This window comes from Amnibacterium kyonggiense, assembly GCF_004364555.1.
Taxonomy (GTDB): Bacteria; Actinomycetota; Actinomycetes; order Actinomycetales; family Microbacteriaceae; genus Amnibacterium; species Amnibacterium kyonggiense.
Window position 1 is genome coordinate 56210 of sequence record NZ_SOAM01000002.1, and the last position, 26968, is coordinate 83177.

Annotated in this window: 26 protein-coding genes; 20 read left to right on the forward strand and 6 right to left on the reverse strand. The window is 74.0% G+C overall.

Annotated features, from left to right (window positions below; all coding sequences use genetic code 11):
- Window positions 1-7: 7 nt before the first annotated feature.
- From CLV52_RS08660 to CLV52_RS08710, 11 genes are all read left to right on the forward strand, one after another.
- On the forward strand, window positions 8-895 hold the full coding sequence (locus CLV52_RS08660; protein ID WP_133765969.1) for a sugar phosphate isomerase family: 888 nt from the start codon (window positions 8-10) through the stop codon (window positions 893-895).
- Window positions 892-1926: a carbohydrate kinase family protein gene (locus CLV52_RS08665; protein WP_162850770.1), complete on the forward strand. Its 1035-nt coding sequence runs from the start codon at window positions 892-894 to the stop codon at window positions 1924-1926. The genes CLV52_RS08660 and CLV52_RS08665 overlap by 4 nt, the downstream gene beginning before the upstream one ends.
- A complete protein-coding gene (locus tag CLV52_RS08670; protein WP_133765971.1) occupies window positions 1923-3011 on the forward strand; it encodes an aldose epimerase family protein in 1089 nt (362 codons plus the stop codon). Before CLV52_RS08665 ends, CLV52_RS08670 begins: the two co-directional genes overlap by 4 nt.
- Window positions 3008-4153, forward strand: a complete 1146-nt coding sequence (locus tag CLV52_RS08675) for an amidohydrolase family protein (protein ID WP_211342663.1) — start codon at window positions 3008-3010, stop codon at window positions 4151-4153. Before CLV52_RS08670 ends, CLV52_RS08675 begins: the two co-directional genes overlap by 4 nt.
- Window positions 4150-5184 carry a DUF4838 domain-containing protein gene (locus CLV52_RS08680; RefSeq protein WP_162850771.1) on the forward strand — a complete coding sequence of 345 codons (1035 nt, stop codon included), beginning with the start codon at window positions 4150-4152 and terminating at the stop codon, window positions 5182-5184. The genes CLV52_RS08675 and CLV52_RS08680 overlap by 4 nt, the downstream gene beginning before the upstream one ends.
- A complete protein-coding gene (locus CLV52_RS08685) occupies window positions 5181-6056 on the forward strand; it encodes an acyltransferase domain-containing protein (protein WP_133765973.1) in 876 nt (291 codons plus the stop codon). Before CLV52_RS08680 ends, CLV52_RS08685 begins: the two co-directional genes overlap by 4 nt.
- Window positions 6057-6213: 157 nt before the next feature.
- Window positions 6214-7584, forward strand: coding sequence for an ABC transporter substrate-binding protein (locus CLV52_RS08690; RefSeq protein WP_133765974.1), 1371 nt, complete (start codon window positions 6214-6216; stop codon window positions 7582-7584).
- Between the two features lie 85 nt (window positions 7585-7669).
- Entirely contained in the window at window positions 7670-8596 is a 927-nt protein-coding gene (locus CLV52_RS08695) for a carbohydrate ABC transporter permease (RefSeq protein ID WP_133765975.1), read from the forward strand.
- Complete coding sequence (locus tag CLV52_RS08700) at window positions 8593-9426, forward strand: carbohydrate ABC transporter permease (RefSeq protein WP_133765976.1); 834 nt, start codon at window positions 8593-8595, stop codon at window positions 9424-9426. The genes CLV52_RS08695 and CLV52_RS08700 overlap by 4 nt, the downstream gene beginning before the upstream one ends.
- Window positions 9427-9470: 44 nt before the next feature.
- Window positions 9471-11726 carry a family 78 glycoside hydrolase catalytic domain gene (locus tag CLV52_RS08705; protein WP_133766747.1) on the forward strand — a complete coding sequence of 752 codons (2256 nt, stop codon included), beginning with the start codon at window positions 9471-9473 and terminating at the stop codon, window positions 11724-11726.
- Between the two features lie 77 nt (window positions 11727-11803).
- Window positions 11804-12850: a LacI family DNA-binding transcriptional regulator gene (locus tag CLV52_RS08710; RefSeq protein ID WP_133765977.1), complete on the forward strand. Its 1047-nt coding sequence runs from the start codon at window positions 11804-11806 to the stop codon at window positions 12848-12850.
- Window positions 12851-12906: 56 nt separating this feature from the next.
- On the opposite strand, the gene CLV52_RS08715 is transcribed toward CLV52_RS08710, so the two are convergent.
- Window positions 12907-13656 carry an SDR family NAD(P)-dependent oxidoreductase gene (locus CLV52_RS08715; protein WP_133765978.1) on the reverse strand — a complete coding sequence of 250 codons (750 nt, stop codon included), beginning with the start codon at window positions 13654-13656 and terminating at the stop codon, window positions 12907-12909.
- Between the two features lie 156 nt (window positions 13657-13812).
- On the opposite strand from CLV52_RS08715, the gene CLV52_RS08720 reads away from it, so the two are divergent.
- Window positions 13813-14223 carry a pyridoxamine 5'-phosphate oxidase family protein gene (locus tag CLV52_RS08720; RefSeq protein ID WP_133765979.1) on the forward strand — a complete coding sequence of 137 codons (411 nt, stop codon included), beginning with the start codon at window positions 13813-13815 and terminating at the stop codon, window positions 14221-14223.
- Window positions 14224-14244: 21 nt separating this feature from the next.
- Here the strand turns inward: CLV52_RS08720 and CLV52_RS08725 are convergent, their stop codons facing one another.
- Complete coding sequence (locus CLV52_RS08725; protein WP_133765980.1) at window positions 14245-14781, reverse strand: BON domain-containing protein; 537 nt, start codon at window positions 14779-14781, stop codon at window positions 14245-14247.
- A gap of 4 nt (window positions 14782-14785) precedes the next feature.
- On the reverse strand, window positions 14786-15838 hold the full coding sequence (locus tag CLV52_RS08730; protein WP_133765981.1) for a carbohydrate kinase family protein: 1053 nt from the start codon (window positions 15836-15838) through the stop codon (window positions 14786-14788).
- Between the two features lie 226 nt (window positions 15839-16064).
- Between CLV52_RS08730 and CLV52_RS18365 the strand changes: the two genes are divergently transcribed.
- From CLV52_RS18365 to CLV52_RS08760, 6 genes are read left to right on the forward strand one after another with little or no spacing between them, the layout of a single operon-like run.
- On the forward strand, window positions 16065-16514 hold the full coding sequence (locus CLV52_RS18365) for a pyridoxamine 5'-phosphate oxidase family protein (protein ID WP_162850772.1): 450 nt from the start codon (window positions 16065-16067) through the stop codon (window positions 16512-16514).
- Between the two features lie 58 nt (window positions 16515-16572).
- Window positions 16573-17517: a universal stress protein gene (locus CLV52_RS08740; RefSeq protein ID WP_133765983.1), complete on the forward strand. Its 945-nt coding sequence runs from the start codon at window positions 16573-16575 to the stop codon at window positions 17515-17517.
- Between the two features lie 29 nt (window positions 17518-17546).
- Window positions 17547-17978, forward strand: a complete 432-nt coding sequence (locus CLV52_RS08745) for a pyridoxamine 5'-phosphate oxidase family protein (RefSeq protein WP_133765984.1) — start codon at window positions 17547-17549, stop codon at window positions 17976-17978.
- A gap of 57 nt (window positions 17979-18035) precedes the next feature.
- Complete coding sequence (locus CLV52_RS08750; protein WP_133765985.1) at window positions 18036-19289, forward strand: arginine deiminase family protein; 1254 nt, start codon at window positions 18036-18038, stop codon at window positions 19287-19289.
- A gap of 2 nt (window positions 19290-19291) precedes the next feature.
- Window positions 19292-20248 carry a universal stress protein gene (locus tag CLV52_RS08755; RefSeq protein WP_133765986.1) on the forward strand — a complete coding sequence of 319 codons (957 nt, stop codon included), beginning with the start codon at window positions 19292-19294 and terminating at the stop codon, window positions 20246-20248.
- 31 nt (window positions 20249-20279) lie between these two features.
- The gene (locus tag CLV52_RS08760; protein WP_133765987.1) at window positions 20280-21146 is read left to right on the forward strand and encodes a universal stress protein; all 867 of its coding nucleotides are present in this window, start codon (window positions 20280-20282) and stop codon (window positions 21144-21146) included.
- A gap of 11 nt (window positions 21147-21157) precedes the next feature.
- On the opposite strand, the gene CLV52_RS08765 is transcribed toward CLV52_RS08760, so the two are convergent.
- Entirely contained in the window at window positions 21158-21838 is a 681-nt protein-coding gene (locus tag CLV52_RS08765) for a BON domain-containing protein (protein WP_133765988.1), read from the reverse strand.
- A gap of 140 nt (window positions 21839-21978) precedes the next feature.
- Here CLV52_RS08765 and CLV52_RS08770 point away from each other — a divergent pair, with 140 nt between their 5' ends.
- The gene (locus CLV52_RS08770; RefSeq protein WP_133765989.1) at window positions 21979-22830 is read left to right on the forward strand and encodes a universal stress protein; all 852 of its coding nucleotides are present in this window, start codon (window positions 21979-21981) and stop codon (window positions 22828-22830) included.
- 79 nt (window positions 22831-22909) lie between these two features.
- On the opposite strand, the gene adhP is transcribed toward CLV52_RS08770, so the two are convergent.
- The gene (gene adhP, locus CLV52_RS08775) at window positions 22910-23929 is read right to left on the reverse strand and encodes an alcohol dehydrogenase AdhP (RefSeq protein WP_133765990.1); all 1020 of its coding nucleotides are present in this window, start codon (window positions 23927-23929) and stop codon (window positions 22910-22912) included.
- Between the two features lie 142 nt (window positions 23930-24071).
- On the opposite strand from adhP, the gene CLV52_RS08780 reads away from it, so the two are divergent.
- A complete protein-coding gene (locus CLV52_RS08780; protein WP_133765991.1) occupies window positions 24072-24536 on the forward strand; it encodes a hypothetical protein in 465 nt (154 codons plus the stop codon).
- A gap of 22 nt (window positions 24537-24558) precedes the next feature.
- Here the strand turns inward: CLV52_RS08780 and ppsA are convergent, their stop codons facing one another.
- Entirely contained in the window at window positions 24559-26949 is a 2391-nt protein-coding gene (gene ppsA / locus CLV52_RS08785; protein WP_133765992.1) for a phosphoenolpyruvate synthase, read from the reverse strand.
- Window positions 26950-26968 lie beyond the last annotated feature (19 nt).

A 26968-nucleotide genomic window follows, 5' to 3' on the forward strand; every position in this document is an offset into this window, starting at 1 on the left:
CACCACCATGCCCATCTCCCTCACCGACCTCCGCGCCTGGTGCGCCGTGCCCGCCGACGAGCTGGCCACCCATCCCGACCGGCGCATCCCCTTCCGCACCGTCACCGATTCCGCCGAGATGGGACGCGTCGCGGCCGCCGAGCTGCTCGACGCGATCATCGATGCGGCCGAGGCCGGACGGTCGTTCCGGGCGATCATCCCCTGCGGCCCGATGGCGTGGGTCGCGCCCTTCACCGAGCTCGTCCGGCAGCGGCAGGTGTCGCTGCGGCACGTCGAGGTCTTCCACATGGACGAGTGCCTCGACTGGCAGGGCCACGAGCTCCCGCTCGAGCACCCCTACAGCTTCCGCGGCACGATGCAGCGCGAGTTCTACGATCCGATCCCCGACGGCCTCGCGGTGCCGCTCGAGCAGCGGCACTGGCTCCACCCCGGCAACCTCGAGGAGGTCGCGGCCCGGCTCGCCGAGGCCCCGGCCGACCTCGCCTACGGCGGATGGGGGCAGGACGGGCACGTCGCCTACAACCAGGCCCGCCGCGACCCGTACAGCCGGATCACCGTCGAGGAGCTCCTGCGCTCCACCGCGCGGATCCAGGAGAACAACACCGACACGATCATCGCGCTCGCCCAGCGGACGTTCGGCGGCGCCTACCAGTTCGTGCCGCCGATGTCGGTCACCCTCGGCGTCAAGGAGATCTTCGGCGCCGGCCGGGTCCGACTCTTCAGCGACACCGGCGCGTGGAAGCAGACGGCGCTGCGCGTCGCCCTCTTCGCCGAGCCCACCCCCGAGTACCCCCTCACCGTCCTGCAGCAGCACCCGGACGCGCTGCTCACCGCCACCGTCGCGACCTCGACCCACCCCGTGGCCGAGCACCCCGAGTGGGACCTCGGACTGTGACGCTCCACTCGGCGGGCGCCGACCTCGTCGTCGGCGTCGGCGGCGTGGGGACCGGCGTGCTCTACGAGCTCGTCGGCGACCACACGCTCGGCCGCGAGGAGAGCCGCGCCGTGCGCCCCGTGGACCAGCAGGACCGCTGCAAGCTGCAGATCATCGCGCACTACGTGCGACGCTTCACGCCGCGCGACGTCGCCGTCATCCCCGTGTGCCGCGTCGGCGACGACGCCGACGGCCGGCTCGTGCAGGCCGAGCTCGCCGCCGAGGGCATGGACCTGCGCGCGGTCCGCGTCGATCGGGATCGCAGGACGCTCACCTCCGTCTGCTTCATCTATCCCGACGGGGACGGCGGCAACCTCACCGTCGCCGACTCCGCCAGCGACGCCGTGACGGAGGCGGACCTCGATCCCGTGCTGCCGCTGCTGACCCGGCACGGCGCGCGCGGGATCGTGCTCGCCGCCCCGGAGGTCCCGCTCCCGGCGCGGGCGGCGCTGCTCGCCGCGGGAACCGCAGCGGGCTCGATCCGATTCGCGTCCTTCCTCTCCGGCGAGATGCCGGAGGTCGTGCGTCTCGGCCTGCTCGACCAGGTCGACGTGCTCTCCATCAACATCGACGAAGCGGCCGCGCTCCTCGGCGGCCCGCCCGTCGCAGCGGCGTCGATCGTCCAGGACGCAGCAGCACTGCTCCGCGCTCGGCATCCGCGCCTCCGGTTCTGCATCACCGCGGGCCGACGCGGGAGCTGGACGTGGGACGGCTCGAGCCTCCAGCACGTGCCCGTCCGCGCCGTCACCGCGGTGAACACCGCGGGAGCGGGTGACGCCCACATCGCCGGGCTCATCGTCGGCGCCGTGCACGGGCTCGACCTGCACGCCGCCGCGCGGCTCGCGGCGGCGATCTCCGCGCACTCCGTCACCAGCGTCGACACCATCGACAGCGGCCTCGACGCCGCCGCCCTCGCGCGCTTCGTCGAGGAGGACGATCCGGATCTCGCCCGCTGGCTCACCGCCGCGGACCTCGTCTCGAGCGCAGGATGAGCGCCGTCGAGATCGTCCCCTTCGGCACCACCCGCACCGGCGAGCCCGTGGAGCGAGCGGTCCTCCGGAATGGGGCCGGCAGCGAGGTCGCCGTGCTCTCCCTCGGCGCCGTCCTCCAGGAGATCCGCGTCCCGGATCGCAGCGGCACCCTGGCCGACGTCGTGCTCGGCTTCGACGAGCTGCTGCCCTACGAGACGGTCAGCCCCTACTTCGGTGCCATCGTCGGTCGGTACGCGAACCGGATCGCAGACGCCCGGTTCACGTTGGACGGCCAGGAGCACGTGCTCGACCGGAACGATCCGCACGGCACCGTGCACGGCGGGTCGAGCGGCTTCCATTCCCGCGTCTGGACGATGACGGCCCTGCCCGAGCCGGCGATCGGCGTGCGGCTCGAGCTCACGAGCCCGCACGGGGACAACGGATTCCCCGGCGAGGTGACCGTCCAGGTCGACTACGAGCTCGCGAGCGCCGCGGACGTCCTCGACATCCGCTTCTCCGGGACGACCGACCGCCCGACCGTGCTGAACCTCACGGGGCACACGTACTTCAACCTCCGCGGAGAGGGTTCGGGGACCGCCCTCGACCACCACCTCACCGTCGACGCCGACGAGTACCTGCCCGTCGACGAGTCGCTCGTGCCGGTCGGCGCGAGCGCCGCCGTGGCGGGGACGCCGTTCGACCTCCGGGCGCCGTCCTCGCTCGGGGATCGAGTGCGGCACGGGCATCCGCAGATCACGCTCGGACAGGGCATCGACCACAACTTCGTCCTGCGCCCCGGTCCCGCCCTGCGGCGCGCAGCCCGACTGGCGGACCCGGGGAGCGGACGGTCCCTCGAGGTCTGGACGACCGAACCGGGCATCGACGTCTACACCGGCAACTTTCTCGACGGCTCCCTCGTCGGCAAGTCCGGCAGGACGTACCGCCAGGGCGATGCGATCGCGCTCGAGCCGGAGCACTTCACCGATTCCCCGAACCGCCCCGGATTCCCGTCGACGGTCCTGCGTCCCGGACGGGAGTACCGCAGCCGGACGCAGTACCGGTTCGGCGTCGATCCGTCGACGGGCGATCGGGGGTCCGGCACGTGACGGCTGACGACGGTCGGCTGCAGGACCTGCTGCTGCGCGACTTCCGCCCGCGGCAGACCCTCGTGGCGCGACGCACCGAGGTCCTGCGGCCGAGCACGCCCGCGATCGACGCGCACTGCCACCTCGGCCGTTGGCTGACCCACTGGGTCGGTCGCCCGGGAGCCTGGATGGTGGACGCGGTCGACGAGTGGCTCGACCGGATGGCGGAGTCGGACGTGGTCGGCTTCGTCAACCTGGACGGCCGGTGGGGCGCCGAGCTCGAAGCGAATCTCGACCGGTACGACCGCCGTCACCCCGGCCGGTTCGCGACGTTCGCGCACCTGGACTGGTCGGTCCTGCGGTCACCGGGCGGTGAGCAGGCGCTGGTGCAGCAGGTGCGAGCGGCCGCGGACGCCGGCGCGGCCGGCATCAAGGTCTGGAAGGACCTCGGGCTCGAGGTCACGGACGCCCAGGACGTCCTCGTGCTCCCGGACGATCCCCGACTCGACGCCGTGTGGGAGGAGATGGGGGCGCAGGGCCTCCCCGTCTGGTGGCACATCGGTGATCCGGTGGCGTTCTTCGAGCCCGTCGACGGCGGCAACGAGAACGTGGAGATCCTCGCCGCGCATCCGGAGTGGGCGCACGCCGGTCCGGGGATCCCGCCGCTCGGTCGCCTGCTCGACGCGATGACCGCCGTCGTGTCCTCCCACCCGCGAACGACCTTCGTCGCCGTGCACGCGGGCTGCGCGGAGGACCTGGGGTGGGTCGACCGGCTGCTCACCCGGCACCCGAACGTGCACATCGACATCGCCGCACGGCTCGCGCAGCTCGGCCGGCAGCCGAGGGCGACCCGTGCGCTGATCGAGCAGCACCCCGACCGCGTGCTGTTCGGCACCGACCGGTTCCCGGCCGACGACGCGGAGTACCCCCTCCACTTCCGCTTCCTCGAGACCGAGGACGAGAGCTTCGACCACGCGCTCGACGGGTCGATCAGCCTCGGCAGATGGTCGATCAGCGGACTCGGGCTGCCGCGCGACGTCCTGACCCGCGTCTACCGTGCGAACGTGGAGCGGCTCGTGCCGCGGCTGCGTCGATCGGACGACGGCGCCCTTCCGCATCCCGCACCCGCTCGGACGCACCAACCGGAGACGACGACCTCATGACCGCATCTGGATCGCAGCACGACGGGGCGAGCGCCGAAACGGGACCCTCGTTCATCCGCCGCGGCGCCGTCATCGGCTCGCTCGACCTCACGGACCACTGGATCGACCTCGCCGTCCGCACCGGGCTGACGACGCTGGGGCTGCATCCGCTCCCCGAGGTCCCCGCGGACGACCCGGCGTCCGTCGAGGCCATGCTCGTGCGGGTGGCCACGCCGGCCTTCCGCGAGCTCGTGCTCGAGCTCGAGGACCGTGGTCTCGAGCTGGAGTTCGAGGCGCATGCCATGCGACTCCTCCTGCCCCGGTCCCACTTCGACCGGCACCCCGACTGGTTCCGGATGGACGCGCACGGGGAGCGGACGCCGGACCTCAACCTCTGCCCCTCGAGCACCGAGGCGCTCGAGGTCGTGGAGCAGCATGCGGAGGCCATCGGTGCGCAGCTGGCGCCGTACTCGAGGAGCCACCGCTATCTCCTCTGGGGCGACGACAACGGCGAGCACTGCCACTGCGACGCGTGCGCCGAGCTCACCCCGTCCGACCAGGCGCTGCTCGTGTCGAACAGCATCCTCCGCGGCCTGCGGAGGGCCGACGCCGAGGCGACGGCGCCCTATCTCGCGTACCAGGCGACGTCGGAGGTGCCACGACATGTGCGTCCGGAGGCGGGCATCTTCCTCGAGTACGCCCCGATCGACCGCGACTCGCGGTTCGCGATGCGGGACACCGCCAACGCGAAGAACGCCGCTCAGGTCCGGCCGATCGCCGGACTGCTCGAGTTCTTCGGTCGCGACGGCTCGCAGGTGCTCGAGTACTGGCTCGACCTCTCGCGCTTCTTCGATTGGCAGCGCCCGTTCGGCGAGCTGCCGCTGTACCGCGGCGTCCTCCGGTCCGATCTCGAGTTCTACCTCCGCAGCGGCTTCGAGCACGTGACCACCTTCGCGCTCGGCCTCGACGAGCAGTACGAGTCGACGTGGGGGGAGCAGCCGGTCGCGGACTACGGTCGGCTCCTCCGCGCGGCCCGACGACCGCGCTCGTGAGCGCGTCCCTCGACCGCGACGCCCTCGACGAGCCGTTCTCGAGGAGGGCGCGGCTGGAGGCGCTGTGCCGGGCGCTGCGCCTGCCGACCGAGGTGACGACGGAGGTCCTCCGGCGGCACGACGATCCCGCGCTGGTCCGCGCGCGGATGCACCTGCCCCTGCTCGCCGGTCGTGCGACGTGGGACCGCGGCCTCGACGGCGTCCGGCGCGAGCTCGGCGAGGACCCGCTCGGGATGACGATGCTGACGTTCATGCTCGTCCGCGCGCTCGAGACGCGGGTCGAGTACCGGCGACGCGGGCTGCCGGACGCGATCTTCGTCGACACGATGCGCTTCTGCGCCCGGTTCATCGACGAGCACCACCGCACGCACGGCGTCCACGCCTTCACCTGGGACTTCTGGTTCGCGCGGCAGCTCTGGCTCCACGAGTTCCGGATCGGTGCGCTCGAGTACGAACTCGTCGACGACGCGGCGGCGCCCCGGGTGCTGATCCACGTGCCGTCCGACGCGGATCTCGAACGCGCGAGCCTCCACCGGTCGCTGAGCGACGCGCGGACGTTCCTGGCGCAGCACTTCCCCCGATTCGTCGGCGCCCCGATGTCCTGCGAGACCTGGCTGCTCGCCCCGGCGATCCAGGACGTCCTGCCCGAGTCGTCGCGGATCCGCGGGTTCGCGAGCGGATTCCGGCTCGTCTCCGTCGATCCGGCCGATCGCTCCGTGCTCCGCTGGCTGTTCGGCCGCGACGACGTCCCGGTGGCGCTGCTGCCGGAGGCGACCTCCTTGCAACGGACCGTGAAGCGTCTCCTGCTCAGCGACCGGTGGCCGGGCGCGGCACTCGGTACCGTCCGGGACGACGCCTGGGCGACCGCCTGAGCGCAGGGCGGGGGCGAGCGCGGCCCGTCCGGGTCGGCGTTACCGGATCGTTACCCGAGGGACGTCGTCGTGGGTCGCCGGCGACCGTAGTGTGCATTTGAAGCGCTTCAATCCCGTCGAGGACCACCGTGGCGCTCTTTACAAGGAGGTAAGGGTTATGAAGCTGGCACCCCGCATCACGCGGAGCGCCCTCGCCGTCGGCGGCGTCGCGGTCCTCATCGCATCGCTCACCGGCTGCTCCGGAGGGCTCGGCGGCGGTTCAGCGTCGACCGGCGACAAGTCGGTCACGTCGAACAGCGACCTGCAGCACGACACGACCATCACGCTGCTGACCGGCAACGACCCGGCGTCGATCGCGCAGGGCAAGGCCTACGCCGACGGCTTCCACAAGGCCGAGCCGAAGGTCACGGTCAAAATCGACGGCTCGAAGCCCGCGGGCGGCGACGGCGACAACTACGTCAAGACGAAGCTGTCCACCGGCGACATGGACGACGTGTTCCTCTACAACTCCGGGTCGCTGTTCCAGGCCCTCGACCCCGACAAGACGCTGCAGCCGCTCGGCAACGAGCCGTGGGTCGAGGACGTCGACGCGAACTTCAAGACCACGGTCAGCACGTCCAAGGGCTTCTACGGCGCGCCGGTCGGCACGTCGTTCGCCGGAGGCGTCCTCTACAACAAGAAGGTCTACGCGAAGCTCGGGCTCTCGGTGCCGACGACCTGGGCGCAGTTCCTCGCGAACAGCAAGAAGATCAAGGCCGCGGGCATCACCCCGGTCCTGCAGACCTACGGCGACACCTGGACGGCGCAGCTCTTCGTGCTCGGCAGCTTCGCGAACATCTCCGCTGCGGACTCGAGCTGGGCGAAGCAGTACACCGCGAACGACGCGTCGGCGAAGTACGCGAAGCAGCCCGCGCTCGAGGGCTTCCAGCACACCCAGCAGGTGCACGATCTCGGCCTGCTGAACAAGGACTACGCGGCGCTCACCAACGTCAACGGGCTGAAGGAGCTCGCCGAGGGCAAGGCCGCGCAGTACCCGATGCTCGGCGTGGTCATCTCGAACGTCCAGCAGAGCAACCCGGACCAGGTCAACGACATCGGCATCTTCCCGCTGCCGGCCGACAACGGCGCCGACACGCGTCTGACGGTCTGGGAGCCGGGCGCGGCCTACATCCCGACGTCGACGACCGGGGACAAGCTGATCGCGGCCAAGAAGTTCGTGGCCTGGATGAACTCCTCGGCCGGCTGCGCCGTGCAGAACAAGGTCGTCGCTCCGTCGGGGCCGTACTCCATCAGCACCTGCAAGCTGCCGAGCACGGTCAACACCGTCGTGTCCGACACGCAGCAGTACGTCCAGCAGGGCAAAGCCGGGGTCGCGCTCGAGTTCCTGTCCGCCATCAAGGGCCCGAACCTCGAGAAGATCCTGATCCAGGTCGGCTCCGGCATCTCCACGGCCGCGCAGGGGGCAGCGCTCTACGACGAGGACGTGAAGAAGCAGGCCCAGCAGCTCGGCCTGTCCGGCTGGAACTGATCCACCACCCGGGCTCCGAGGGGTCGGGATCCCGTCCCGGCCCCTCGGAGCCATGCACCAGCACCCGCTCGAGGAGGAGCCCCCGATGACGACGACGACCACGCAGGCGCTGCCGCCCGCGTCCGCGGGGCTGCTCCGGCAGCGATACCGGCCCCGCACCCGATCCGCGTACCCGATGTGGTTCTTCCTGCCCGCGGTCGCCCTGTACGTGGTGTTCTTCGCGATCCCCACGTTCGCGTCGTTCTACTTCTCGCTCACGCGGTGGACGCTGTTCGACACCACCTTCATCGGCTTCGGCAACTTCGTCGCGTTCCTCCAGGACCCGCAGCTGATCAACGGGTTCGTCCACACCTTCGAGTACGGCTTCGTCACGAGTGCCGCCAAGGTCGTGCTCGGCTTCCTGCTCGCGCTGTTCCTCACCGGCCCGGTCATCGCCCGCGGCTACCTGCGCGCGGTCATCTTCTTCCCCGTCCTCGTCTCCACGATCGGCGTCGGGATCGTCTTCAAGAACCTGCTCGACCCGTTCCACGGCATGGTCAACGCGCTGCTGGGCGCGGTCGGACTGCCGCAGCCGGGATGGTTCACCGACCCGAACATGGCGCTCTGGACGATCGCCGGCGTCGACGTCTGGAAGGGCATCGGCATCGCGACCCTGATCTTCATGGCGGGGATCGTCGCGATCCCCCAGGAGTACTACGAGGCCGCGCGGATGGACGGCGCGAGCAGCTGGCGGCTCGTGCGGACCATCACGATCCCGCTGTCGCGGCCCGCCATGGCGACGGTCGTCATCCTGTCGCTGATCGGTGGCCTGCGATCGTTCGACATCATCTGGGCCACCACCGGCGGCGGTCCCGGCTTCACGAGCGACGTCATCGCGTCGGTCATCTACAAGGAGTACCAGGCCGGGTTCTTCGGCCTCTCCACGGCGGGCAACGTCGTCCTCTTCATCGTCGTCACCGCGGTCATGGTCCCCGTCTCCTGGCTGCTCAACCGGAAGCAGGTGGACCTGTGAGAGCGCAGCGCACGAGGTCGGTGGTGTTCGGCCTCATCGCCATCGCCGCGTCGGCCGTGATCTTCCTCGTCCCGTTCCTCTTCGTGGTCCTCCAGGCCGCGAAGACCCCGGGGGAGGCGTCGTCGCTGGCGTTCAGCTGGCCGACGGAGTGGCGGTTCCTGCCGAACCTCGTCGACGTGCTCCAGGCGAACGACGGCATCATCCTGCGCGCGTTCCTCAACAGCAGCGTGCTCACCGTCGTGTCGGTCGTCCTGACGACCCTCCTCGCGGCGATGGCGGGCTACGTCCTCGAACGGCGACCGAGCCGGTGGGGGACCGTCATCAACTTCTTCGTCCTCGCCGGCCTGATCGTGCCGCCGGCGGTCGTGCCGACGATCTGGGTGCTGCAGGGCGTCGGCCTGTTCAAGACGATGCTCGGGATGATCCTGATCGAGACGACCTTCGGCCTCTCGTTCAACATCCTGCTGTTCCGCGCCTTCATGCGGACCATCCCGCGGGAGCTGGACGAGGCGGCCCTCATCGACGGCGCCGGCCCGATCCGGCTCTTCCTCCGCGTCGTGCTGCCGCTGCTGCGGCCCGTCGTCGTCACCGTCGTCGTCGTGCAGGCGGTCGCCGTCTTCAACGACTTCGCGAACCCGCTGTACTTCTTCCCCGGCGACGAGAACGCCACCGTGCAGCTGACCCTGTACCAGTTCCAGGGCCAGAACCTGAGCTACTACAACCTGCTCTTCATGGACATCCTGCTGATCACGATCCCGCCGCTCGTGATGTACGTCTTCTTCAACCGGCAGATCGTGGCGGGTCTCACCAGCGGAGCGGTCAAGGGCTGACGCCCGCGACCCGGAAGGATCCACCCGTGCACACCGAAGCGCACATGATCGCGCCCAGCACCGCGCTGGACAGCGCCCCCCTGCTCCGCAAGGAGTTCACGCTCGAGCCCGGGCACGGCGCGGTCGTCCGCGCCCGCCTCGCGCTGTCGGCCCTCGGCATCGTCGAGGCGACGATCAACGGCCGCCCCGTCGACGACCACCTCTTCACCCCCGGCTGGACGAGCTACGAATGGCGCCTCCGAGCCGCGGAGATCGACGTGACCGCACTGCTGGAGCCGACGTCCGTGCTCGGGCTCGCGCTCGGCAACGGCTGGTACGGCGGCCGGCTGGCGTGGGAGGGGCAGCGGGCGCTGTACGGCGACGTCGTCGCCGGGTTCGCCGACCTGGCCGTCGAGTTCGAGGACGGCGCCGTGCAGCACGTCGTCAGCGACTCGACGTGGACGGCGGGGCCGGGCGCGGTGCTGGCGAACGACCTCTACGACGGGCAGACGATCGACGCCCGCCGCATCGACGGCGCCTGGCAGCGACCCGGCTTCACCCATCCGGACTGGCGCGGCGTCGTCGAGCTCGACCACGACTGCAGCCGACTGGAGCCGTACATCGGCCCCGGCGTCTCCCGGCAGCAGGAGCTGCTGCCCCAGGCCGTCTGGATCTCCCCGTCCGGCAGGACGCTCGTCGACTTCGGGCAGAACATCGTCGGCTGGGTGCGGATCCGCGTCCAGGGCGCCGCCGGCGACGAGATCGTCGTCCGCCACGCGGAGGTGCTCGAGCACGACGAGCTCGGCACCCGTCCGCTCCGCAGCGCGGAGGCCACCGACCGCTACGTCCTGAGCGGGGACGTCGACGAGCTCGAGCCCACCTTCACCTTCCACGGCTTCCGGTACGCCGAGATCACCGGATGGCCCGGGGAGATCGGCATCGGCGACGTGACCGCCGTCGTCGTCTCCTCCGACCTCGATCGGATCGGCACGTTCACCACCTCCGACCCGCTCATCAACCGGCTGCACGAGAACGTCGTGTGGGGGATGCGCGGCAACTTCCTCGACGTGCCCACCGACTGCCCGCAGCGCGACGAGCGGCTCGGCTGGACCGGCGACATCGCGGCCTTCGCACCGACCGCCGCGTTCCTGTTCGACGTCGACGACTTCCTGCGCGACTGGCTCCGCGACGTCGCCCTCGAGCAGCGGCACCAGGACGGCGTCATCCCCTTCGTCGTGCCGGACGCGCTGAAGTACCTCGACGCGCCCGACCTCTTCCCGGGTGCGGACGCGACCGCGGTGTGGAGCGACGCGGGGGTCTGGGTGCCCTGGGCGCTCTGGCAGGCGTACGGGGACCGCCGGGTGCTCGAGGACCAGTTCGGCTCGATGACCGCGCACGTCCGACGCGTGCAGACGCTGCTGTCGCCGTCGGGCGTCTGGGACACCGGGTTCCAGTTCGGGGACTGGCTCGACCCCGACGCGCCGCCCGAGGACCCGGCCGCGGCCAAGGCCGACCCCGGCGTCGTCGCCACCGCCTGCGCCTACCGCAGCGCCGACCTCACCGCGCAGACCGCCGCGCTCCTCGGCAGGATCGCCGAGGAGGCGGAGTTCCGCGAGGCCGCGGAGCGCCTCCGCGCGGCGTTCCAGCGGGAGTACGTTGCAGACGGACGCATCCGCAGCGACTGCACCACGGTCTACGCGCTCGCGATCGTCTTCGGCCTGCTCGACGAGCCCGACCGCCGCGCGGCCGGCGACCGGCTCGCCGCGCTCGCCGCGGCCGCCGGCTGGCGGATCTCCACCGGGTTCGCCGGCACGCCGTTCATCACGGACGCGCTCTCCAGCACCGGGCACCTCGACGCGGCCTACCGGCTGCTGCTCGAGCGCGAGTGCCCCTCCTGGCTCTACCCCGTCGAGATGGGGGCGACCACGGTGTGGGAGCGGTGGGACTCGATGCTGCCCGACGGGTCCATCAACCCCGGCCAGATGACGAGCTTCAACCACTACGCCCTCGGGGCGGTCGCGGACTGGATGCACCGCGTGATCGGCGGCATCGCGCCGGGCGAGCCCGGCTACCGCTCGGTCGTCGTCGCGCCCCGTCCCGGCGGGGGGATGACGTCCGCCGCCACCTCGCTCGTCACGCCGCACGGCCGGATCGCCGTGGACTGGCGCGTCGAGGAGGATCGGCTGCACCTCGAGCTCGAGCTGCCCGAGGGCGTGCACGCCCTCGTCCGGCTGCCCGGTGCTGCGGAGCAGCGGATCGAGGGCGGGCGGCACCGTCTGGAGTCCGCCGCCTCCGACGTCGTCGACGCGACCGTGCGGTGACGGGCGTGCCCGCGGCGGCGCCGACGTCCGTGCGCGGCCCGACCCCGCCGTCGGGCCCGACGCCCTAGCATCGTCCCGTGCCCCGCGGTCGCCTCCCCGCCGCCGGCCGGCCCCGGCTCGCCGACGTCGCGCGGCGTGCGGACGTCTCCCTCGGCACGGTGTCGAACGTGTTCAACCACCCGGAGCTGGTGACCCCGGACACCAGGCGCCGGGTCCAGGAGGCCATCGCCGACCTCGGCTTCTCCCGGAACGCGGCGGCCAGCGTCCTCGCCAGCGGGGACACCCGGATGATCGGGCTCGTCGTCGTCGGCCTCAGCAACTCGCTGTTCGTCGACGCCGCGCGCGGGGCGCAGCGGATGTCCCGGGCGGACGGCCGGCATCTGCGGATCGCGACGGCCGAGGACGACCACGACCTGCTCATGGAGCACATGGTCCACCTGGCCGGCACGAGCGCATCCGGGCTGCTCGTCGCACCGCTGGAGGAGATCGACGCGGCGATCGACCGCGTCCGCCGACTCGACTGCCCGGTCGTGCTGCTGAACTTCGACCCGCAGCGCGCCGACTGCTGCCGGGTGCTCGTCGACAACGAGGAGGTCGGCCGCATCGCGGTCCGGCACATGGCCGACCTCGGGCGTCGTGACGTCCTCTTCATCGGTGGCGACGACGCGCTGCAGCCCGTCGCGCGGCGACGAGCCGGCGTCCGCGCGGCCGCCGCCGCGCTCGGCACGGCGATGCGCCTCGAGGAGGTCGACGTGGACACGTGGACGCCCTCCACGGTCGTCCCGGTCGTGCGATCCCTCCTCCGGCGCGACGTCGCCGACCGGCCGGACGCGATCGTCGCGGTGTCGGACCTGCTCGCCATCGCGGCCATCGAGGAGCTGCGCGCAGGCGGGATCCGCGTGCCGGAGGACATCGCGGTGATGGGCTGCGACCACAACTCCGCAGCATGGGGCGGAGCGGTCCCGCTCACCTCCGTCTCGATGGAGGGCGACGCGATGGGCGAGGAGGGCGTCCGGCTGCTCATCCAGGAGATCGAGGAGGATCCCGCGGAGCACATGCACACGACCGTCCTCCTCGAGCCGAGGCTCGACGCCCGGGAGAGCACGCTGGGGCGACCGGTCTGACCCGCTTCGAGCGGTGGTCGCGACGCGCGCACGCCTGCGGGGACGGTGATCCGCCGTCACCGCGCGGTGTAGCCGCCGTCCACGGTCCACTGCGCCCCGACGACGAACGACGCGGCGTCGGAGAGCAGGAAGGCGACGACCTCGGCGACCTCCCGCGCGGTGCCGATGCGTCCGACGGGGTGCTGCGCCGCGAGGGCCGCGTGGGCTTCGGCCGGGAGGGCCGCGAGCAGCGGCGTGTCGATGTAGCCGGGATGCACCGAGTTGATGCGGACGCCCTTCGCCGCGTACGCGAGGGCCGCGGCCTTCGTCATGCCGGTGACGCCGTGCTTCGCCGTCACGTACGGGGCGGCGCCCGGATCGCCGACGAGTCCGAGGATCGAGGACATGTTCACGATCGCCCCGCCGCCCGCGGCGAGCATGCGGGGGATCTCGGCGTGCATCGCGACGAAGACGGCGTTCAGGTTCACCTCGATGAGCCGGCGGTAGCCGTCGAGATCGACATCGGCGAGGGGGCCGAGCGGGCCGCCGACGCCCGCGTTGTTGAACGCGAGGTCGAGGCCGCCGAACCGCTCGACGGCGGCGTCGACTGCGGCCCCGACCGCCGCGACGTCGGCCATGTCGCCCGCGAAGACCGCGGCGGTGCCGCCGTCGTGGCGGATCGCGTCGGTCACGCGCTGCGCGGCGTCCTCGTGGAGGTCGACGACGAGCACGTCGGCGCCCCGCTCCGCGAGCAGCCGCGCGGTCGCCTCGCCGATGCCCGACCCGCCGCCGGTGACGATCGCCGACTTCCCGGTGAACGCGGCCATGGTGTGCTCCTCCGTGCGCGATGGACGCCGCGCATCCTGCGTCGGACGGCGGGGGACGCCGAGGGGCGAAGGTCCGCGGGCAGGAGGACCTTCGCCCCTGCCGCCCCGCGCCGGCCGGCGGCGAGGATCCAGGCCTCCTGGACCGAGAGGCGCCGCATGCCGACCGACACCGCACGCACCGTCGTCACGACCGAGCTCGACGAGCGCGAGTGCTGGGTCCGGCTGGCCGGCGAGCGGATCGGCCGCATCGCGGTCGTGCTGCGGGGCGAGCCCGCGATCTTCCCGGTGGGCTACCGCGTCGGGCCCGGCGGGCTCCTCATCCGGACGCGGCCGGGGAGCAAGCTGCTCGCGATCCTCCTCGACGGGCGCGTCGCGCTCGAGATCGATCGGTGGGACGAGGACGTCGCCTGGAGCGTGGTGGTGTCGGGCCGGGCGGAGGAGCTGCCCGCCGACCTCGTGGGTCGTGAGGTGATCCCGCCGGCGTCGCCGTTCGCGGGCGACGACGCGCGCGCGGTCGTGCGGATCACGCCCGTCGCCGTCACCGGCCGGGAGCTGCGGCGGGTCTGACGCGGACGGACGGACCGCGGATCAGTCGACGAACGCGTCCGGCCGGTGGTGGGTCGTCGTGGACGCCGCGTGCGGGTCCTCGTGATCCGGCACGACGCGCACGGCGTCGACGACGTCCGCCACGCCCCGGATCGCCCCGAGCAGGTTCAGCACCGTGTCGCGCTGGAAGGTCCGCGTGATCGTGCCGGTCACCACGACGACGCCCTCGTGCACCCGTGCGCGGAGCCGGTCGACGGGCAGGGAGGGGAGCCCTGCGAGCAGGTGCAGCACGTCCGCCGCGATGAGGTGGTCGGCGCGGAGCGGGGTCCGCGCCGTGCCGAGGACGATGTCGTCGAGGACCACGACGACCCCGGGGACGCCGTGCGCGGCCCGGATGACGCGGTCGCGGTTCTCGATCGCGCGCACCCGGCCGGTGAGCTGCACCACGCCCCGCTCCACCTGCACGTCGACGTCGTCGTCGTGCCCGCAGGCGGAGTACAGGGCGCCGAGCACCGCGGTGCGCGTGGCGTTCGCCGACCGCCGCTCGTCGTCGACGGCCGGGGACCGGTTCGCAGTCATGCGATCAGCGTGCGGTCGCCGCCGCGGCGCGGCCAGGGACCTTCGTCGTGCGGTCGCGGGACGGCCGGATCGGCGGCCGCCGCTGCTCGACCGGTCGTTCGACGACCGGGAGCGACGGCGACGCGGCGCCCGGGCGGAGGATGCCGGCCCGGGACCCGACGTGCCGCAGCACCGATGCGGCGTTCGCGGCGCCGAACGCGATGCAGGACGAGACGGGCTCCCCGAGCGCCAGGCGGGCGAGGAACCCGGAGGCGAACGCGTCGCCGCAGCCGGTCGTGTCCACGACCTCCCGCGCCGCGCTGATGCCCGCGGCGTAGAGCCGGGAGCCGTCGCAGAAGGACGCCCCGCGGGCCCCGTCGGTCACGAGCGCGGCCGGCCCCGTCCGGGACAGCGCGACGGCGAGCTCGTCCGGGTCCTGCTCGACGCAGCCGAGCAGCAGCCTCGCCTCGTCGGCGTTCACCGCGACGACGTCGCAGCGCGGCAGCATCGGCAGCAGCGCCCGGAGCAGCGCCAGCTCCGTCCCCGCCGGGTTCAGCAGCACCCGCGTCCCGAACGCGTTCGCGACCGCGAGCGCGTCGCCGAGGAGGCGCATGTCGCCGGCGAGCGACGAGAGGTAGAGCCAGTCGGCGCCCGCGATCGGCTCGAGGTCGAGGCGCGCGCCGAAGGCGGACGGCAGGGTCCCGCGCTCGTTCAGGATGGTGCGCTCGCCCGACGGGGCGAGCAGCACGACGGAGACGCTCGCGGTGCGGCCGGGCTCCACGAGGACGTGCGTGACGTCCACCCCGTCGTCGCGGAGGGCCTCGAGGATGCGCGTGCTCGCCTCGTCCTCGCCGAGCGCCCACAGGAAGCGGCTCCGCAGCCCCTGCCAGGCGAAGGTGGTCGCCGCGTTCGCCGCGTTGCCGCCGGTGGTGACGACGAGGTCGTCGAGGTCCAGCTTGGCGCCGAGCGGCAGCACCAGCACGCGGCCGCCCGGGCCGGGGCGCGGCACGAAGTCGCGCGCCGAGCGGAGGAACACGTCCTGCGTCGCCTTGCCGAGCGAGACGATCGTGACCGGCACGGCTCACGCCCCCGGGGCGGGCGGGCGGGGCGACGGCGCTCCGGGGAGGACCGCTGCGAGCGCGCCCGTGTCACGCACCGTTCGCACCCCGCGCGTCCTCATCGGTCCTCCTCCGGAGCGTCGGCCCGACGGTAGGCCCGGGCCGCACTGCGCGCAGGGGTCTTTCGCCCCTGCTGCGGCCCGGCACCGCCCGGACACTGAGAGCCCGGACGAGGAGAGGGACGCGATGGACGGCACGGCGGTCGACCCCGAGGAGCGCGTCGAGCACCTCGACGAGCACGAGTGCTGGCGGCGGCTGCTCGCGAACCAGGTCGGGCGGATCGCCTTCATGTCCGAGGACCGGATCGAGATCGTCCCGATCAACTACGTCGTCCGCGACCGCCGCCTCGTGATGCGGACGTCGCCGCACACGCCGCTGATCTGGACGCGGCACCACGCCGTCCCGTTCGAGGTCGACGGCTGGGACCGCACGACCGCCTGGAGCGTCATCGCCCGCGGCGACGTGGAGCGCTCCGACGACCCGGGCGCGCTGGCGCTCGAGCGCGAGATCGGCCTGGCGCCGTGGGCGCCCGACGAGCGCGGCCCGCGCGACGCGCTCGCGGTGCTGACGGTCCACGAGCTGACGGGACGGGCGTTCCACCGCCGGGTCGACGAGCAGGCGCGCTGGTTCTGGTGACCGCCGCGAGGGACCTTCTGCCCTGGCGCTGACGGGGCCCGCTCACGACCCTCGCAGCATGAGCGACTCGAACCCCTCCCGGCCGTCGGACCACCGGCCCCGCGTCGTCGTCGGCGTCGACGGCTCGGCCGACTCCGTCGCCGCGCTGCGCGCGGGGGAGTGGGCGGCCGCGGCCCGCGGCGGGGAGCTCGTCGCCGTGGTGGCGTGGGGCGTCCCGATGATCGTGCCGCGCGCGCCGATCGTGATCCCGGACCTGCGGGAGGCCGCGGCGACGCTGCTGCAGGAGGCCCTCGTCGACGCCTTCCACGGCCGGTGCGTCGTCCCCGTGCGCACCGTGATCGTGCAGGGCGGACCGGCCGACGTCCTGGTCGAGGAGAGCCGGACGGCCGACCTGCTCGTCGTCGGCAGCCGGGGGCACGGCGGCTTCGTGGGCCTGCTCATCGGGTCGGTGAGCATGGCCTGCGCGATGCACGCGCACTGCCCGGTCCTCGTCATGCACGGCGGCGACCGCGCGCCGGACGCGGAATCGCCCAGCGGCGGCCGCGTGGTCGTCGGCGTCGGCGGCGCCGCGTCGGCGACCGCGGTGCTGCGCGCCGCGACGGAAGCCGCCGCCGAGATGGACGCCGAGCTGGACGCGGTCGCCGCATGGGAGGACACGACGATGTACGCCGACGCCTACGTCGACTTCCGCAGCGAGGTCCAGGACCAGGCACAGCGGGAGCTCGACGACGCCGTCGCGGCCGCGTTCCGGGACGACCGGCCGCCGCGCCTGCACCCGAGCCTGCGCGAAGGGCCGACCGCGCGGGTGCTCATCGAGGCGAGCGCCGACGCGGACCTGCTCGTCGTCGGCCGGGCGGGGCACCGGGAGCTCGCCGGGCTGCTGCTCGGCTCGGTGGCGCTGCCCGTGGCCGCGCACGCGAAGTGCCCGGTGCTCGTCGTGCCCGCCGAGCCCGTGCCGGCGAAGCGCACGAGCGGCGCGAAGCGCGAGGCCGCGACCGTCTGACCGGCGGCCCGCGAGGGAGGAGGCGGACGATGTCGGACGTCGAGAGCGATCCGGTCGCCCTGCTCACCGAGGAGGACTGCTGGGCGCTGCTGGAACGCGGTGCCCTCGGCCGCCTCGCCGTCGCGGTCGACGGCGTCGTCGACCTGTACCCCGTGAACTACGCCGTGGACCGACGGCGGATCCTCTTCAAGACCAACCCGGGCACGAAGCTCGCCGCGCTGACGGTGAACCGGCACGTCGCGTTCGAGATCGACGGCACCGACGAGCAGAGCGCGTGGAGCGTCGTCGTGAAGGGCGAGGCGCGACCGCTCGAGACGATGGCGGAGCAGTTCGACGCGGAGCGGCTCCCGATCGTGTCCTGGCTGCCCACGGCGAAGTCGCGGGTGGTCGTCCTGGTGCCGACCTCGGTGAGCGGCCGCGGCTTCCTCCGCGGCGAGGAACCCGACGCCGCCTGGTACTGACCAGCCGGGGACCTTTTCCCCTGTGTCGACGACGACCGCGAGCGGAGCCTGCAGGCCATGAGGACGACGGAAGCCGCGAGCCCCCGCCCAGCGCCTCCGGGCCTCATGACCGCGGAGGGCGGCGACCGGTCGCTCCGACCCTTCACCGGCACCGAGGCCGGCGTGCACTCGGAGATCGGGGTGCTCCGGGCGGCCATGCTCGACACCGCGGTCCGTCATCCCGCGCTGGGGGAGCGATCGGTCGACGCGCTCGCCGCGGCGCTGCATGACCGGGGCATCCGGGTGCTGGGGCTGCGCGACCTGCTGGTCGACCTGCTGGGATCGCTCGACGCGCGTCGTGGGCTCGTGAGCGCCGTCGTCGACGCGGCCGCGACCACGCCGGTCGCGGCGCGGCGCCTGCGCCGCCTGCTGCTCGACCTGGAGCCGGAGGCCGCGGTCCGCGCGCTGCAGGCGGGGCTGCCGGCGCGGGACTGGGACCGGGTGCACAGCCCGTCCGACCGCGACCGCTTCTTGCTGCCGCCGCTGCCGACCGCGCGATCGCTGCGATCGACCGCCGTGGTCGCGGGGCGGCGGATCCTCCCCGCCCTGCCGGGGCCGGGGCAGACGGAGGCGCGGCGGTCGGTCGCGCTGACGTCGACGATCCAGCGGCTGCACCCGGCGCTGCTCAGCCTCCGGCCCATCCGCTACCGCGCCGATCCCGACCTCCGACGCAGCGCCGCGCAGCTCGACGGCGACGACGTCCTGCTCGTCGACGACGCGGTCGTCGTCGGCATCGGGCACCGCTCGAGCGCGCACGGCGCGCGGCAGCTGGCGAGGACCCTGCTCGAGCTCGACGTGGTCCGCGCCGTCGTCGTCGTGACGCTGCCGCGCGACCCGCTGCTCGATCGGCTCGACCGGGTGGTCGGGGTCGTCGACGACGGCGTCGCCGTCGTGCACGCCGCCGCGGTGCGGGACGACCTGCGGACCTGGACGCTGCGCCTGGACCCGCACGGCCGGCTCACCGCCGCCGACCCCGTCGCCTTCCGCGACGTGCTCGGGCCCGTGCTGGGGATCGGGCGGCCGATCGTCCTCACCGGCGGCGTCGGACCGGCCGACCTCCTGCCGCTCGAGCCGGGGGCGCTGCTGACCTCCGCCGGGCCCGACGACCCCGCGGTCCGGATGCTGCGGCGCCGGGACGTCGAGGTGTGCCGGATCGAAGGCGCGATGAGCCCGGCGGGCGGCATCCGCCGGCTGGTGCAGCCGGTGCAGCGCGACCGGGTGCGGTCCGTCGACCGCACCGACCAGGAGCAGGACCGAGCAGTGAGGAGCTGAGCATGTACGAGAGCGTCGTGATCGGGTGGGACGGGAGCCCGGCGTCGGAGGAGGCGCTGCGCTGGGCGAGCCGGCGCCCGCTCGGCGACCGGTACCGGCTGCTCCACGTCGTCGACGACCGGCGGGCGCGGGAGGACGACGCGTCGCCGCTCGACCTCGAGGCGGCGGCCGACCGGGCGCTGCAGGCCCGGGTGGCGCAGGCCGCGCTCGACGCCCCGTTCCTGCGGGTGATCGGCGAGATCGCGGTCGGGCACCGCAAGGACGAGCTCGAGCGGCGCACCGGCCGCTCGGCCGTGCTCGTGCTCGGCTCCGACCGGTCGCCGGGCGTCGTGGATCGGCTGCGCTGGAACGTCGCGACCCGGATCGCCTCGCGGGCGCACGGCCCGGTCATCGTCGTGCCGCCCGGCGCGGCGGATCGGCGCGGGCCGGTGGTGGCGGGCGTCGACGGCACGAGCGCCGCCCGTGCGGCGGCGCTCCGCGCGGCCGAGTTCGCGGAGGCGACGAGCGCGCCGCTCGTGCTCCTGCACGCCTGGCAGGCGGTCGGCGAGCCCGACGTGCCGCCGGAGCCGCCGGAGGACGACGGCATCGGCGTCGACCGCGAGGTGCCGGGCGAGGACGTGCCGTCGAGGACCGTGGAGCACGCGCACGCCGCCGTGCTCGACGCGGTGCTGCAGGAGGTGCGCGCGGCGCATCCGACCCTCCGCGTGACGGGGCGCCTGGTCCACGAGTCGGCGCCCGTCGCGCTGCGGGAGGCCGCCGCGGACGCCGGCCTGCTCGTCCTCGGACGCCACGGGCGGTGGTCGTCCTCCGCCGTGCTGCTCGGCTCGATCACGCACGCCATGCTCCTCGCCGGCGTCGCGCCGCTGCTCGTCGTCGGCCGGCAGGACGTGCCGGTGCCGGTGCCGCCGCTCCCGGCCCCCGCGGAGGTCGAGGGCAGCAGCCGCCAGGTGATCGGCTGATGCACGGCCGTGGGCACGGGCCGGGTGCGCGGTGACGGAGGAGGTCCTCGTCGGCTGGGACGGCTCGGCGGCGGCGACCCGCGCCGCGGCGTGGGCCGCCGCCCGGCTGCCCGGCCGCGGGCGGCTGCACCTGCTCCGCGTCCACCCGGCGGCCGGGGGCGAGGACGAGGTGCGTGCCGCGCTCGACGAGCTGATCGCCGCCCTGGGCTCGGTGCATCCCGGCCTCGCGATCGCCGGCCGGATCGAGCGCGGCGATCCGCTGCGCGTCCTCGCCGACGCGTCGGCGCCGGGGACCGAGCTCGTCGTCGGCACGCGGGTGCGGCCGGAGCATCCGGCGACGGCGCGGCGGGAGCTCGCCGTCCGGCTCGCCGCGGCGGCGCGCGGCACCGTCGTCGTGGTCCCGGACGTCCAACCCGCGGAGCCCGGCGACCGGGTGGTCGTGGGGGTCGACGGCGTCGCGTCGGTCGACGTCGCGCTCGCCGCCGCGCGCGAGGCGACCCGGCTGCGGCAGCCGCTGCTCGTCGTGCACGCCTGGTGGGAGCGGATCGGCTGGGACGCCCTGCTGCCGTTCCGCGCCGACGTGATCGACCGGCTGGCGACCGAGCACCGGGCGGTGCTCGACGAGGAGGCCGACGCCGTCGTGCGGCGCTTCCCGTCGCTCGAGGTCACCCGGGTGGCCGTCCACGCGCCGGCGGTCGACGCGCTCGCCGATGCGAGCCGGTACGCCTCGCTCGTCGTCCTCGGCCGGCACACGGGCGCCGTCGCCGTGCCCGCGCTGCTCGGCACGACCGCGCTCGGCGTGCTGCGCCGGCGCACCAGGCCGACCATGATCGTGGGCGCGCCGGTCGTGCCGCCGGCCGCGCCCGAACGGGCGGACCGGGCCGACGCCGTCGTCTGACGGCGACCGGCTCACGGCACGATGCGGATCCGGTCGTGCACCATCGTCACGTTCGGCGACGCCCACGCGGCGACCACGGCCTGCCGGCGCTCCGCGTCCGACCGGACGGACCCCTCGAGGACCACCTCGGTGCCGTCGACGCGGACGGCGATCGTGCCGGCGTCGACGGCGGCGCTGCGCACGAGCGCGGCGCGGATCCGGTCCGCCGCGTCGGCCGAGGACGGACGCGGCGTCAGCACGATCCGGTTCTCCACCCGGCGCACGCCGCCCAGCCGCTCCACGGTCCGCGTCGCCGCCTCCCGCTCGGCGTGCCAGGCGGTCGTCCCCGTCAGGATGATCACGCCGTCCCGCACCGCCGGGTGCACGTCGGCCGGCACCCCCGCCGTGCGCCGCAGCGCCGCGACGACCCGGTCGAGCAGGACCTCGTCCGTCAGCCCCGTCGGCGGCGCCGTCCGGAGCCGGTCGACGACGCCGACGACGCCCCGCACCCGGAACACCGCTTTGCGCACCTGGGCGTCCTCCGCGGCGTCGCGCACGGCGCCGTCCAGCCGCACCACCCCGGCCTCGGCGGAGACGCCGATGCCGCTCGCGTCGATCTGCGGCGACCAGTCGAGCTCGTCGCGCACGGCTCGCTGCAGCTCCGCGTCGTCCGGCCACTCGGCGGGACGGTGCAGGGCCCTCGTGCTCGTCATGGCCGCACTGTGACCGCCCGGCGGACGCGGGGGACCGGGCGAAGGTCCCGACCGCTGCTCCGGGGGACGCAGGACCTTCGCCCGTGTCGCCGCCGGGGCGAGGACGGCGACGCTGGCCCCGCATCGATGGAGGAGACCCTGTGATCGGACGCGTCGTCGTCGCCTGGAACGGTTCGGCCCGCGCGCACGCCGCGCTCGACTGGGCGGTCGGCAGGAGCACCACCTCGTCGGTGCAGCTCCTCCGCGCGCTCGGCACCGGCGGCGGAGGGTTCGACATCGAGTGGTCGTGCCGGATGGCCATGGAGGCCGAGGCGCAGCGGGTCCGGGAACGGCGCCCGGACGTCGACGTCGAGATCGCGGTGGTGCACGAGGACGTCGAGCAGGTGCTCGAGGACGCGGCCGTGCCCGGATCCCTGCTCGCGATCGGGACCGGCGGCGCCGCCGCGCGCCTCCTGCCGCACCGGACGGCGCTGCTCGCGCGGATCGCCCGCAGCGCGCGGGGCCCCGTGGTGCTCGTGCCGGTGCACCGGCGCACGACCGGGCCCGTCGTCGCGGCGGTCGATGCGACGGCGGCCGGCGTCGCCGCCGCCGGGCTCGCGGCCGAGGAGGCCGTCGCCCAGGGCGAGTCCGTGGTCCTCCTGCACGTGCACGACGGTGCGCCCGACTCCGGCTGGCCCGGCGGGTCCCTCGACGCCTGCGCGACCGAGCTCGGCGACCGCTTCCCGCACCTCCTCGTCCGGCGCCGGATCGTCCGCGGCGGCGTCGGTCAGGAGATCGAGCGCGCGATGCCGGAGGCGTCGATGCTCGTCCTCGGCCGCCACGACCTCCGGGGCCCGGGCGCCGTGATCGAGCAGGACGCGGTGCACGGCGCACCGTGTCCCGTGCTGCTCGTCCGCGCCCTCGACGCGGAGTCCCCGGCCGGGGCGACGACCACGACCACGACCACGAACACGAACACGACCGGGACGGTCCGGCGCACGGCGGTGGGCTGAGCGCGGACCACGCGGCGGCCGGAGCAGCGCAGCGCGGCACTGCTCCGGCCGCCGGCGACGCGCCGGGTCGGCGGGGTCGTCAGGCGTGGGGGAAGTCGAACACGATGCGGGCGGGCACGGTGCCGGCGAGCACCTCGTCCATCGCCGCGTCGACGTCCTCGAGCGAGCGGGTCTCCGTGATGACCGTGGTCCTGCCCGCGGCGTGCAGCGCGAAGACCTCGCGCAGGTCCTCCCGCGTGCCGACGATCGACCCGATCACGGCGAGTCCGTGGAGGACCGTCTCGAAGATCGGGAGCTCGAGGCGCCCGTCCTTCGGCAGGCCCACGGCGACGAGCCGACCGCCGCGCCGCAGGCTCCGGAAGGCCTGCTCGAACACCGCCGACGAGGCGGCGAGCACGATCGCGACGTCGACGCCCCCGGCGCGCTGCAGCGCCGCGACGGGGTCCTCGTCGGCGGCGTTCACCACGGCGTCGGCGCCGAGCCGCTCGGCGAGCCGGAGCTTCTCGTCGACCACGTCGACCGCGGTGACGAAGGCGCCGAAGATCCGCGCGTACTGCACGGCGAGATGGCCGAGGCCGCCGATGCCGAACACCGCGACCCGCTCGGCGGGCGTCACCCCCGCGACCTTCACGGCCTTGTAGGTCGTCACGCCCGCGCAGGTCAGCGGTGCCGCGTCGATCGGGGCGATGCCGTCCGGCACCCGCACCACGTAGCGGGCGTCCGCCACCGCGAACTCCCGCAGCGCCCCGTCGACGGAGTAGCCCGTGTTGCGCTGCGACTCGCAGAGCGTCTCCCGGCCGTCGACGCAGTACTGGCAGTGCCCGCACCCGTACCCGAACCAGGGGAGCGCCACCCGGTCGCCGAGCTGCACGCCCTCCACCGCCGAGCCGACCTCCTCGACGATCCCCACGCCCTCGTGACCCGGCGTGAACGGCAGGTTCGGCCGCACCGGCCAGTCGCCGTGCGCCGCGTGGATGTCGGTGTGGCAGAGCCCGGACGCCTCGATGCGCACGAGCACCTCGTGCGCGGCGGGCGAGGGCTTCGGCACCTCCAGGACGGCGGGGGAGGAGTCGAAGGATTCGACGACGACGGCGCGCACGGCACACCTCTTTCACGGTTGTCGGAGCTGGACGCCGACACGATCGCCCCGCTCCGGCCGGGGCAGGAGAGGCGTTGGTCCCGGCGCCCGCGGGACGAACGGCGCTCCTCGCGGTCCGGCGCCGACTCGTAGCGTCCGCGCCATGAGCACGTCGAGCACCGCGCCCGCGCCCGTCCGCGTCGCGCTCGCCCTCGTCGCGGGCGCAGTGGCGCTCACCGCGGTCGCGGGCGGGGCGGCGCTCGTCGTCGGCACCCTGACCGCCGGGCCCAGCGTGCTCGTGCCGCCGACGCGGTACCTCGCGGGCAGCCCGTTCGACTCGTACCTCGTGCCGGGGCTCGTCCTCGCCGTGGTCGTCGGCGGTTCGCACGCGCTCGCCGCGGTGCTCGCGGCCCGTCGGTCGCGCTGGGCGCTCGTGGCCGCGACGGTCGCCGCGTTCGGCCTGCTGGTCTGGATCTTCGTGCAGACGGCCCTGATCCCGTTCAGCGTGCTGCAGGCGGTCTACGAGGCCGCGGCGATCGCGGAGCTGGGGCTGGTGCTACTCGCCCTCGGCCTGCTCACCGTGCGCCGGCGGTCGAGCAGCCGGCCGGGCCACGCGAGCCCGGTCTGATCCGTCGCGCCGCGCATCGCGCTCACCGGACGGCAGCGGGCGCCGCGGCCTCCGCGCCCAGGATCGAGCGGGTCGCCCGCAGCACGCTGTCCGGGTTCAGGCTGATGGAGTCGATCCCGATCCGCGTCAGGAACGCGGCGACGTCCGGGTAGTCGGACGGCGCCTGGCCGCAGAGCCCCGAGTGCACGCCGGCGCGACGGCACCCCTCCACCGCCTGGCGGATCAGCTCGAGCACGCCCGGATCCCGCTCGTCGTAGTCGTCCGCGACGATCGCGCTGTCGCGGTCGACGCCGAGCGTCAGCTGCGTGAGGTCGTTCGAGCCGATGGACATGCCGTCGAACCGCCGGGCGAACGCGTCGATCTGCACCACGTTGTTCGGGATCTCGCACATCGCGAAGATCCGCAGCCCGTTCCGGCCGCGCGCGAGCCCGTGCTCGGCCATCCGCGCGAGCACCGCGTCGGCCTCCGCGACGCGCCGGACGAACGGCACCATCAGCACGACGTTCGTGAACCCCATCTCGTCCCGCACCCGGCGCATCGCCCGGCACTCCAGCTCGAAGGCCTCCTCGTACGCCTTATGGACGTAGCGGGCCGCGCCTCGGAAGCCGAGCATCGGGTTCTCCTCGACCGGCTCGAACCAGCGGCCGCCCAGCAGCCCCGCGTACTCGTTCGACTTGAAGTCGGACAGCCGTGCGACCACCGGCTTCGGCCAGAACGCCGCGGCGATCGTGCCGATCCCCTCCGCGAGCCGCTGCACGAACGCGTCGCCGCCGTGCCCGTCGGGGCCGATGATCGCGGCGAGCCGCGACCGCGTCTCCGCGTCGGGCACCTCCTCGGGGTGCAGCAGCGCCAGCGGATGGGCGCCGATCCACGAGCCGATCACGAACTCCATCCGGGCCAGGCCGACGCCGTCGTTGGGGAGGAACGAGGCGGCGAACGCCCGGCTCGGGTCGCCGATGTTCAGCATCACCGCGGTGTGCGGCCGCGGCAGATCGGTCACGTCCTCGCGCTCCACGCGGAACGGCAGCACGCCCTCGCGGATGCTCCCGACCTCGCCCTCCGCGCAGCTCACCGTGACCGCCGAGCCGTCGGGCACCGCGCTCGTCGCGTCGCCGGTGCCGACGACGGCGGGGATGCCGAGCTCGCGGGCGAGGATCGCCGCGTGGCAGGTCCTGCCGCCCTGGTCGGTGACGACGGCGGCCGCGGTGCGCATCACCGGCTCCCAGTCCGGGGTCGTGGTCTCGGCGACGAGGACGTCGCCCGGGCGGAACGCCGCCAGGTCGTCCGGCCGGCGGACCCGGCGCGCGGTCCCGGTCGCGATCCGCTCGCCCACGGCCCGGCCGGTGGCGATCACGGGGCCGGTGCCGTCGAGGTGGAACGTCTCGACGACCGTGGCGGAGCGCGCCGCGGCGACGGTCTCCGGTCTCGCCTGCACGACGAAGAGGGCGCCGTCCGCGCCGTCCTTCGCCCACTCGACGTCCATCGGCCGCCCGTAGTGCCGCTCGATGGCGACGGCCTGGCCGGCGAGCTCGAGCACCTCGTCGTCCGTGAGGCAGTACCGGCGGCGATCGGCCTCGGGCACGGGCTCGTTCCGGGTCCCGGTCCCGTCCGGGGTCAGCACCATCCGCTGCGCCTTCGCGCCGAGCTCGTGGCGCAGCACGACGCGGTGACCGGCCTCGAAGGTCGGCTTGTGCACGGTGAACTCGTCCGGGTCGACGACGCCCTGCACGACGTCCTCGCCGAGGCCGTAGGCGCCGCTGATCAGCACGACGTCCCGGAACCCCGACTCCGTGTCGAGGGTGAACAGCACGCCGGAGGCCGCCAGGTCCGAGCGCACCATGCGCATCACGCCGACCGACAGCGCCACGGAGAAGTGGTCGAAGCCGCGGTCGAACCGGTAGTGGATCGCCCGGTCCGTGAAGAGGCTCGCGAAGCACCGCCGGACGGCGTCGAGCAGCGCGTCGTCGCCCCGCACGTCGAGGTAGGACTCGTGCTGGCCGGCGAAGCTCACGTCCGGGAGGTCCTCCGCCGTGGCCGAGCTGCGGACCGCGAGCCGGACCGCGTCGCCGTACTCCCGCTGCAGCGCCCGGTAGCCCTCCAGGACCCCCGCGGCGACGTCCTCCGGCAGCCCCGCCTCGTACACGAGGCGTCGGGCGGCCGCGGCCCGCTCCCGGAGCGCCACGGCGTCGTCGGGATCGAGGTCGTCGAGCAGCGCGTGCAGGGGCGCCCAGGCGCCGGCGGCGTCCAGCGCGGCGCGGTAGGCGTCGGCCGTGACCGCGAAGCCGTCGGGAACCCTGACACCCTCCGGCGTCAGCGCCCGGTGCAGCTCGCCGAGCGACGCGTTCTTGCCGCCGACGAGCGGCACGTCGTCGATGCCGAGGTCGTCGAAGGAGCGGATCCAGCGGTTCGTCATGGCGGTACCTCCTGCCGCG

Excerpts from the sequence above, each read along its gene's own strand:
- CLV52_RS08660 (WP_133765969.1), top strand. The coding sequence starts at position 8 with ATGCCCATCTCCCTCACCGACCTCCGCGCCTGGTGCGCCGTGCCCGCC.
- CLV52_RS08670 (WP_133765971.1), top strand. The coding sequence starts at position 1,923 with ATGAGCGCCGTCGAGATCGTCCCCTTCGGCACCACCCGCACCGGCGAG.
- CLV52_RS08680 (WP_162850771.1), top strand. The coding sequence starts at position 4,150 with ATGACCGCATCTGGATCGCAGCACGACGGGGCGAGCGCCGAAACGGGA.
- CLV52_RS08690 (WP_133765974.1), top strand. The coding sequence starts at position 6,214 with ATGAAGCTGGCACCCCGCATCACGCGGAGCGCCCTCGCCGTCGGCGGC.
- CLV52_RS08695 (WP_133765975.1), top strand. The coding sequence starts at position 7,670 with ATGACGACGACGACCACGCAGGCGCTGCCGCCCGCGTCCGCGGGGCTG.
- CLV52_RS08705 (WP_133766747.1), top strand. The coding sequence starts at position 9,471 with ATGATCGCGCCCAGCACCGCGCTGGACAGCGCCCCCCTGCTCCGCAAG.
- CLV52_RS08715 (WP_133765978.1), bottom strand. The coding sequence starts at position 13,656 with ATGGCCGCGTTCACCGGGAAGTCGGCGATCGTCACCGGCGGCGGGTCG.
- CLV52_RS08720 (WP_133765979.1), top strand. The coding sequence starts at position 13,813 with ATGCCGACCGACACCGCACGCACCGTCGTCACGACCGAGCTCGACGAG.
- CLV52_RS08725 (WP_133765980.1), bottom strand. The coding sequence starts at position 14,781 with ATGACTGCGAACCGGTCCCCGGCCGTCGACGACGAGCGGCGGTCGGCG.
- CLV52_RS18365 (WP_162850772.1), top strand. The coding sequence starts at position 16,065 with ATGGACGGCACGGCGGTCGACCCCGAGGAGCGCGTCGAGCACCTCGAC.
- CLV52_RS08740 (WP_133765983.1), top strand. The coding sequence starts at position 16,573 with ATGAGCGACTCGAACCCCTCCCGGCCGTCGGACCACCGGCCCCGCGTC.
- CLV52_RS08745 (WP_133765984.1), top strand. The coding sequence starts at position 17,547 with ATGTCGGACGTCGAGAGCGATCCGGTCGCCCTGCTCACCGAGGAGGAC.
- CLV52_RS08750 (WP_133765985.1), top strand. The coding sequence starts at position 18,036 with ATGAGGACGACGGAAGCCGCGAGCCCCCGCCCAGCGCCTCCGGGCCTC.
- CLV52_RS08755 (WP_133765986.1), top strand. The coding sequence starts at position 19,292 with ATGTACGAGAGCGTCGTGATCGGGTGGGACGGGAGCCCGGCGTCGGAG.
- CLV52_RS08765 (WP_133765988.1), bottom strand. The coding sequence starts at position 21,838 with ATGACGAGCACGAGGGCCCTGCACCGTCCCGCCGAGTGGCCGGACGAC.
- CLV52_RS08780 (WP_133765991.1), top strand. The coding sequence starts at position 24,072 with ATGAGCACGTCGAGCACCGCGCCCGCGCCCGTCCGCGTCGCGCTCGCC.
- ppsA (WP_133765992.1), bottom strand. The coding sequence starts at position 26,949 with ATGACGAACCGCTGGATCCGCTCCTTCGACGACCTCGGCATCGACGAC.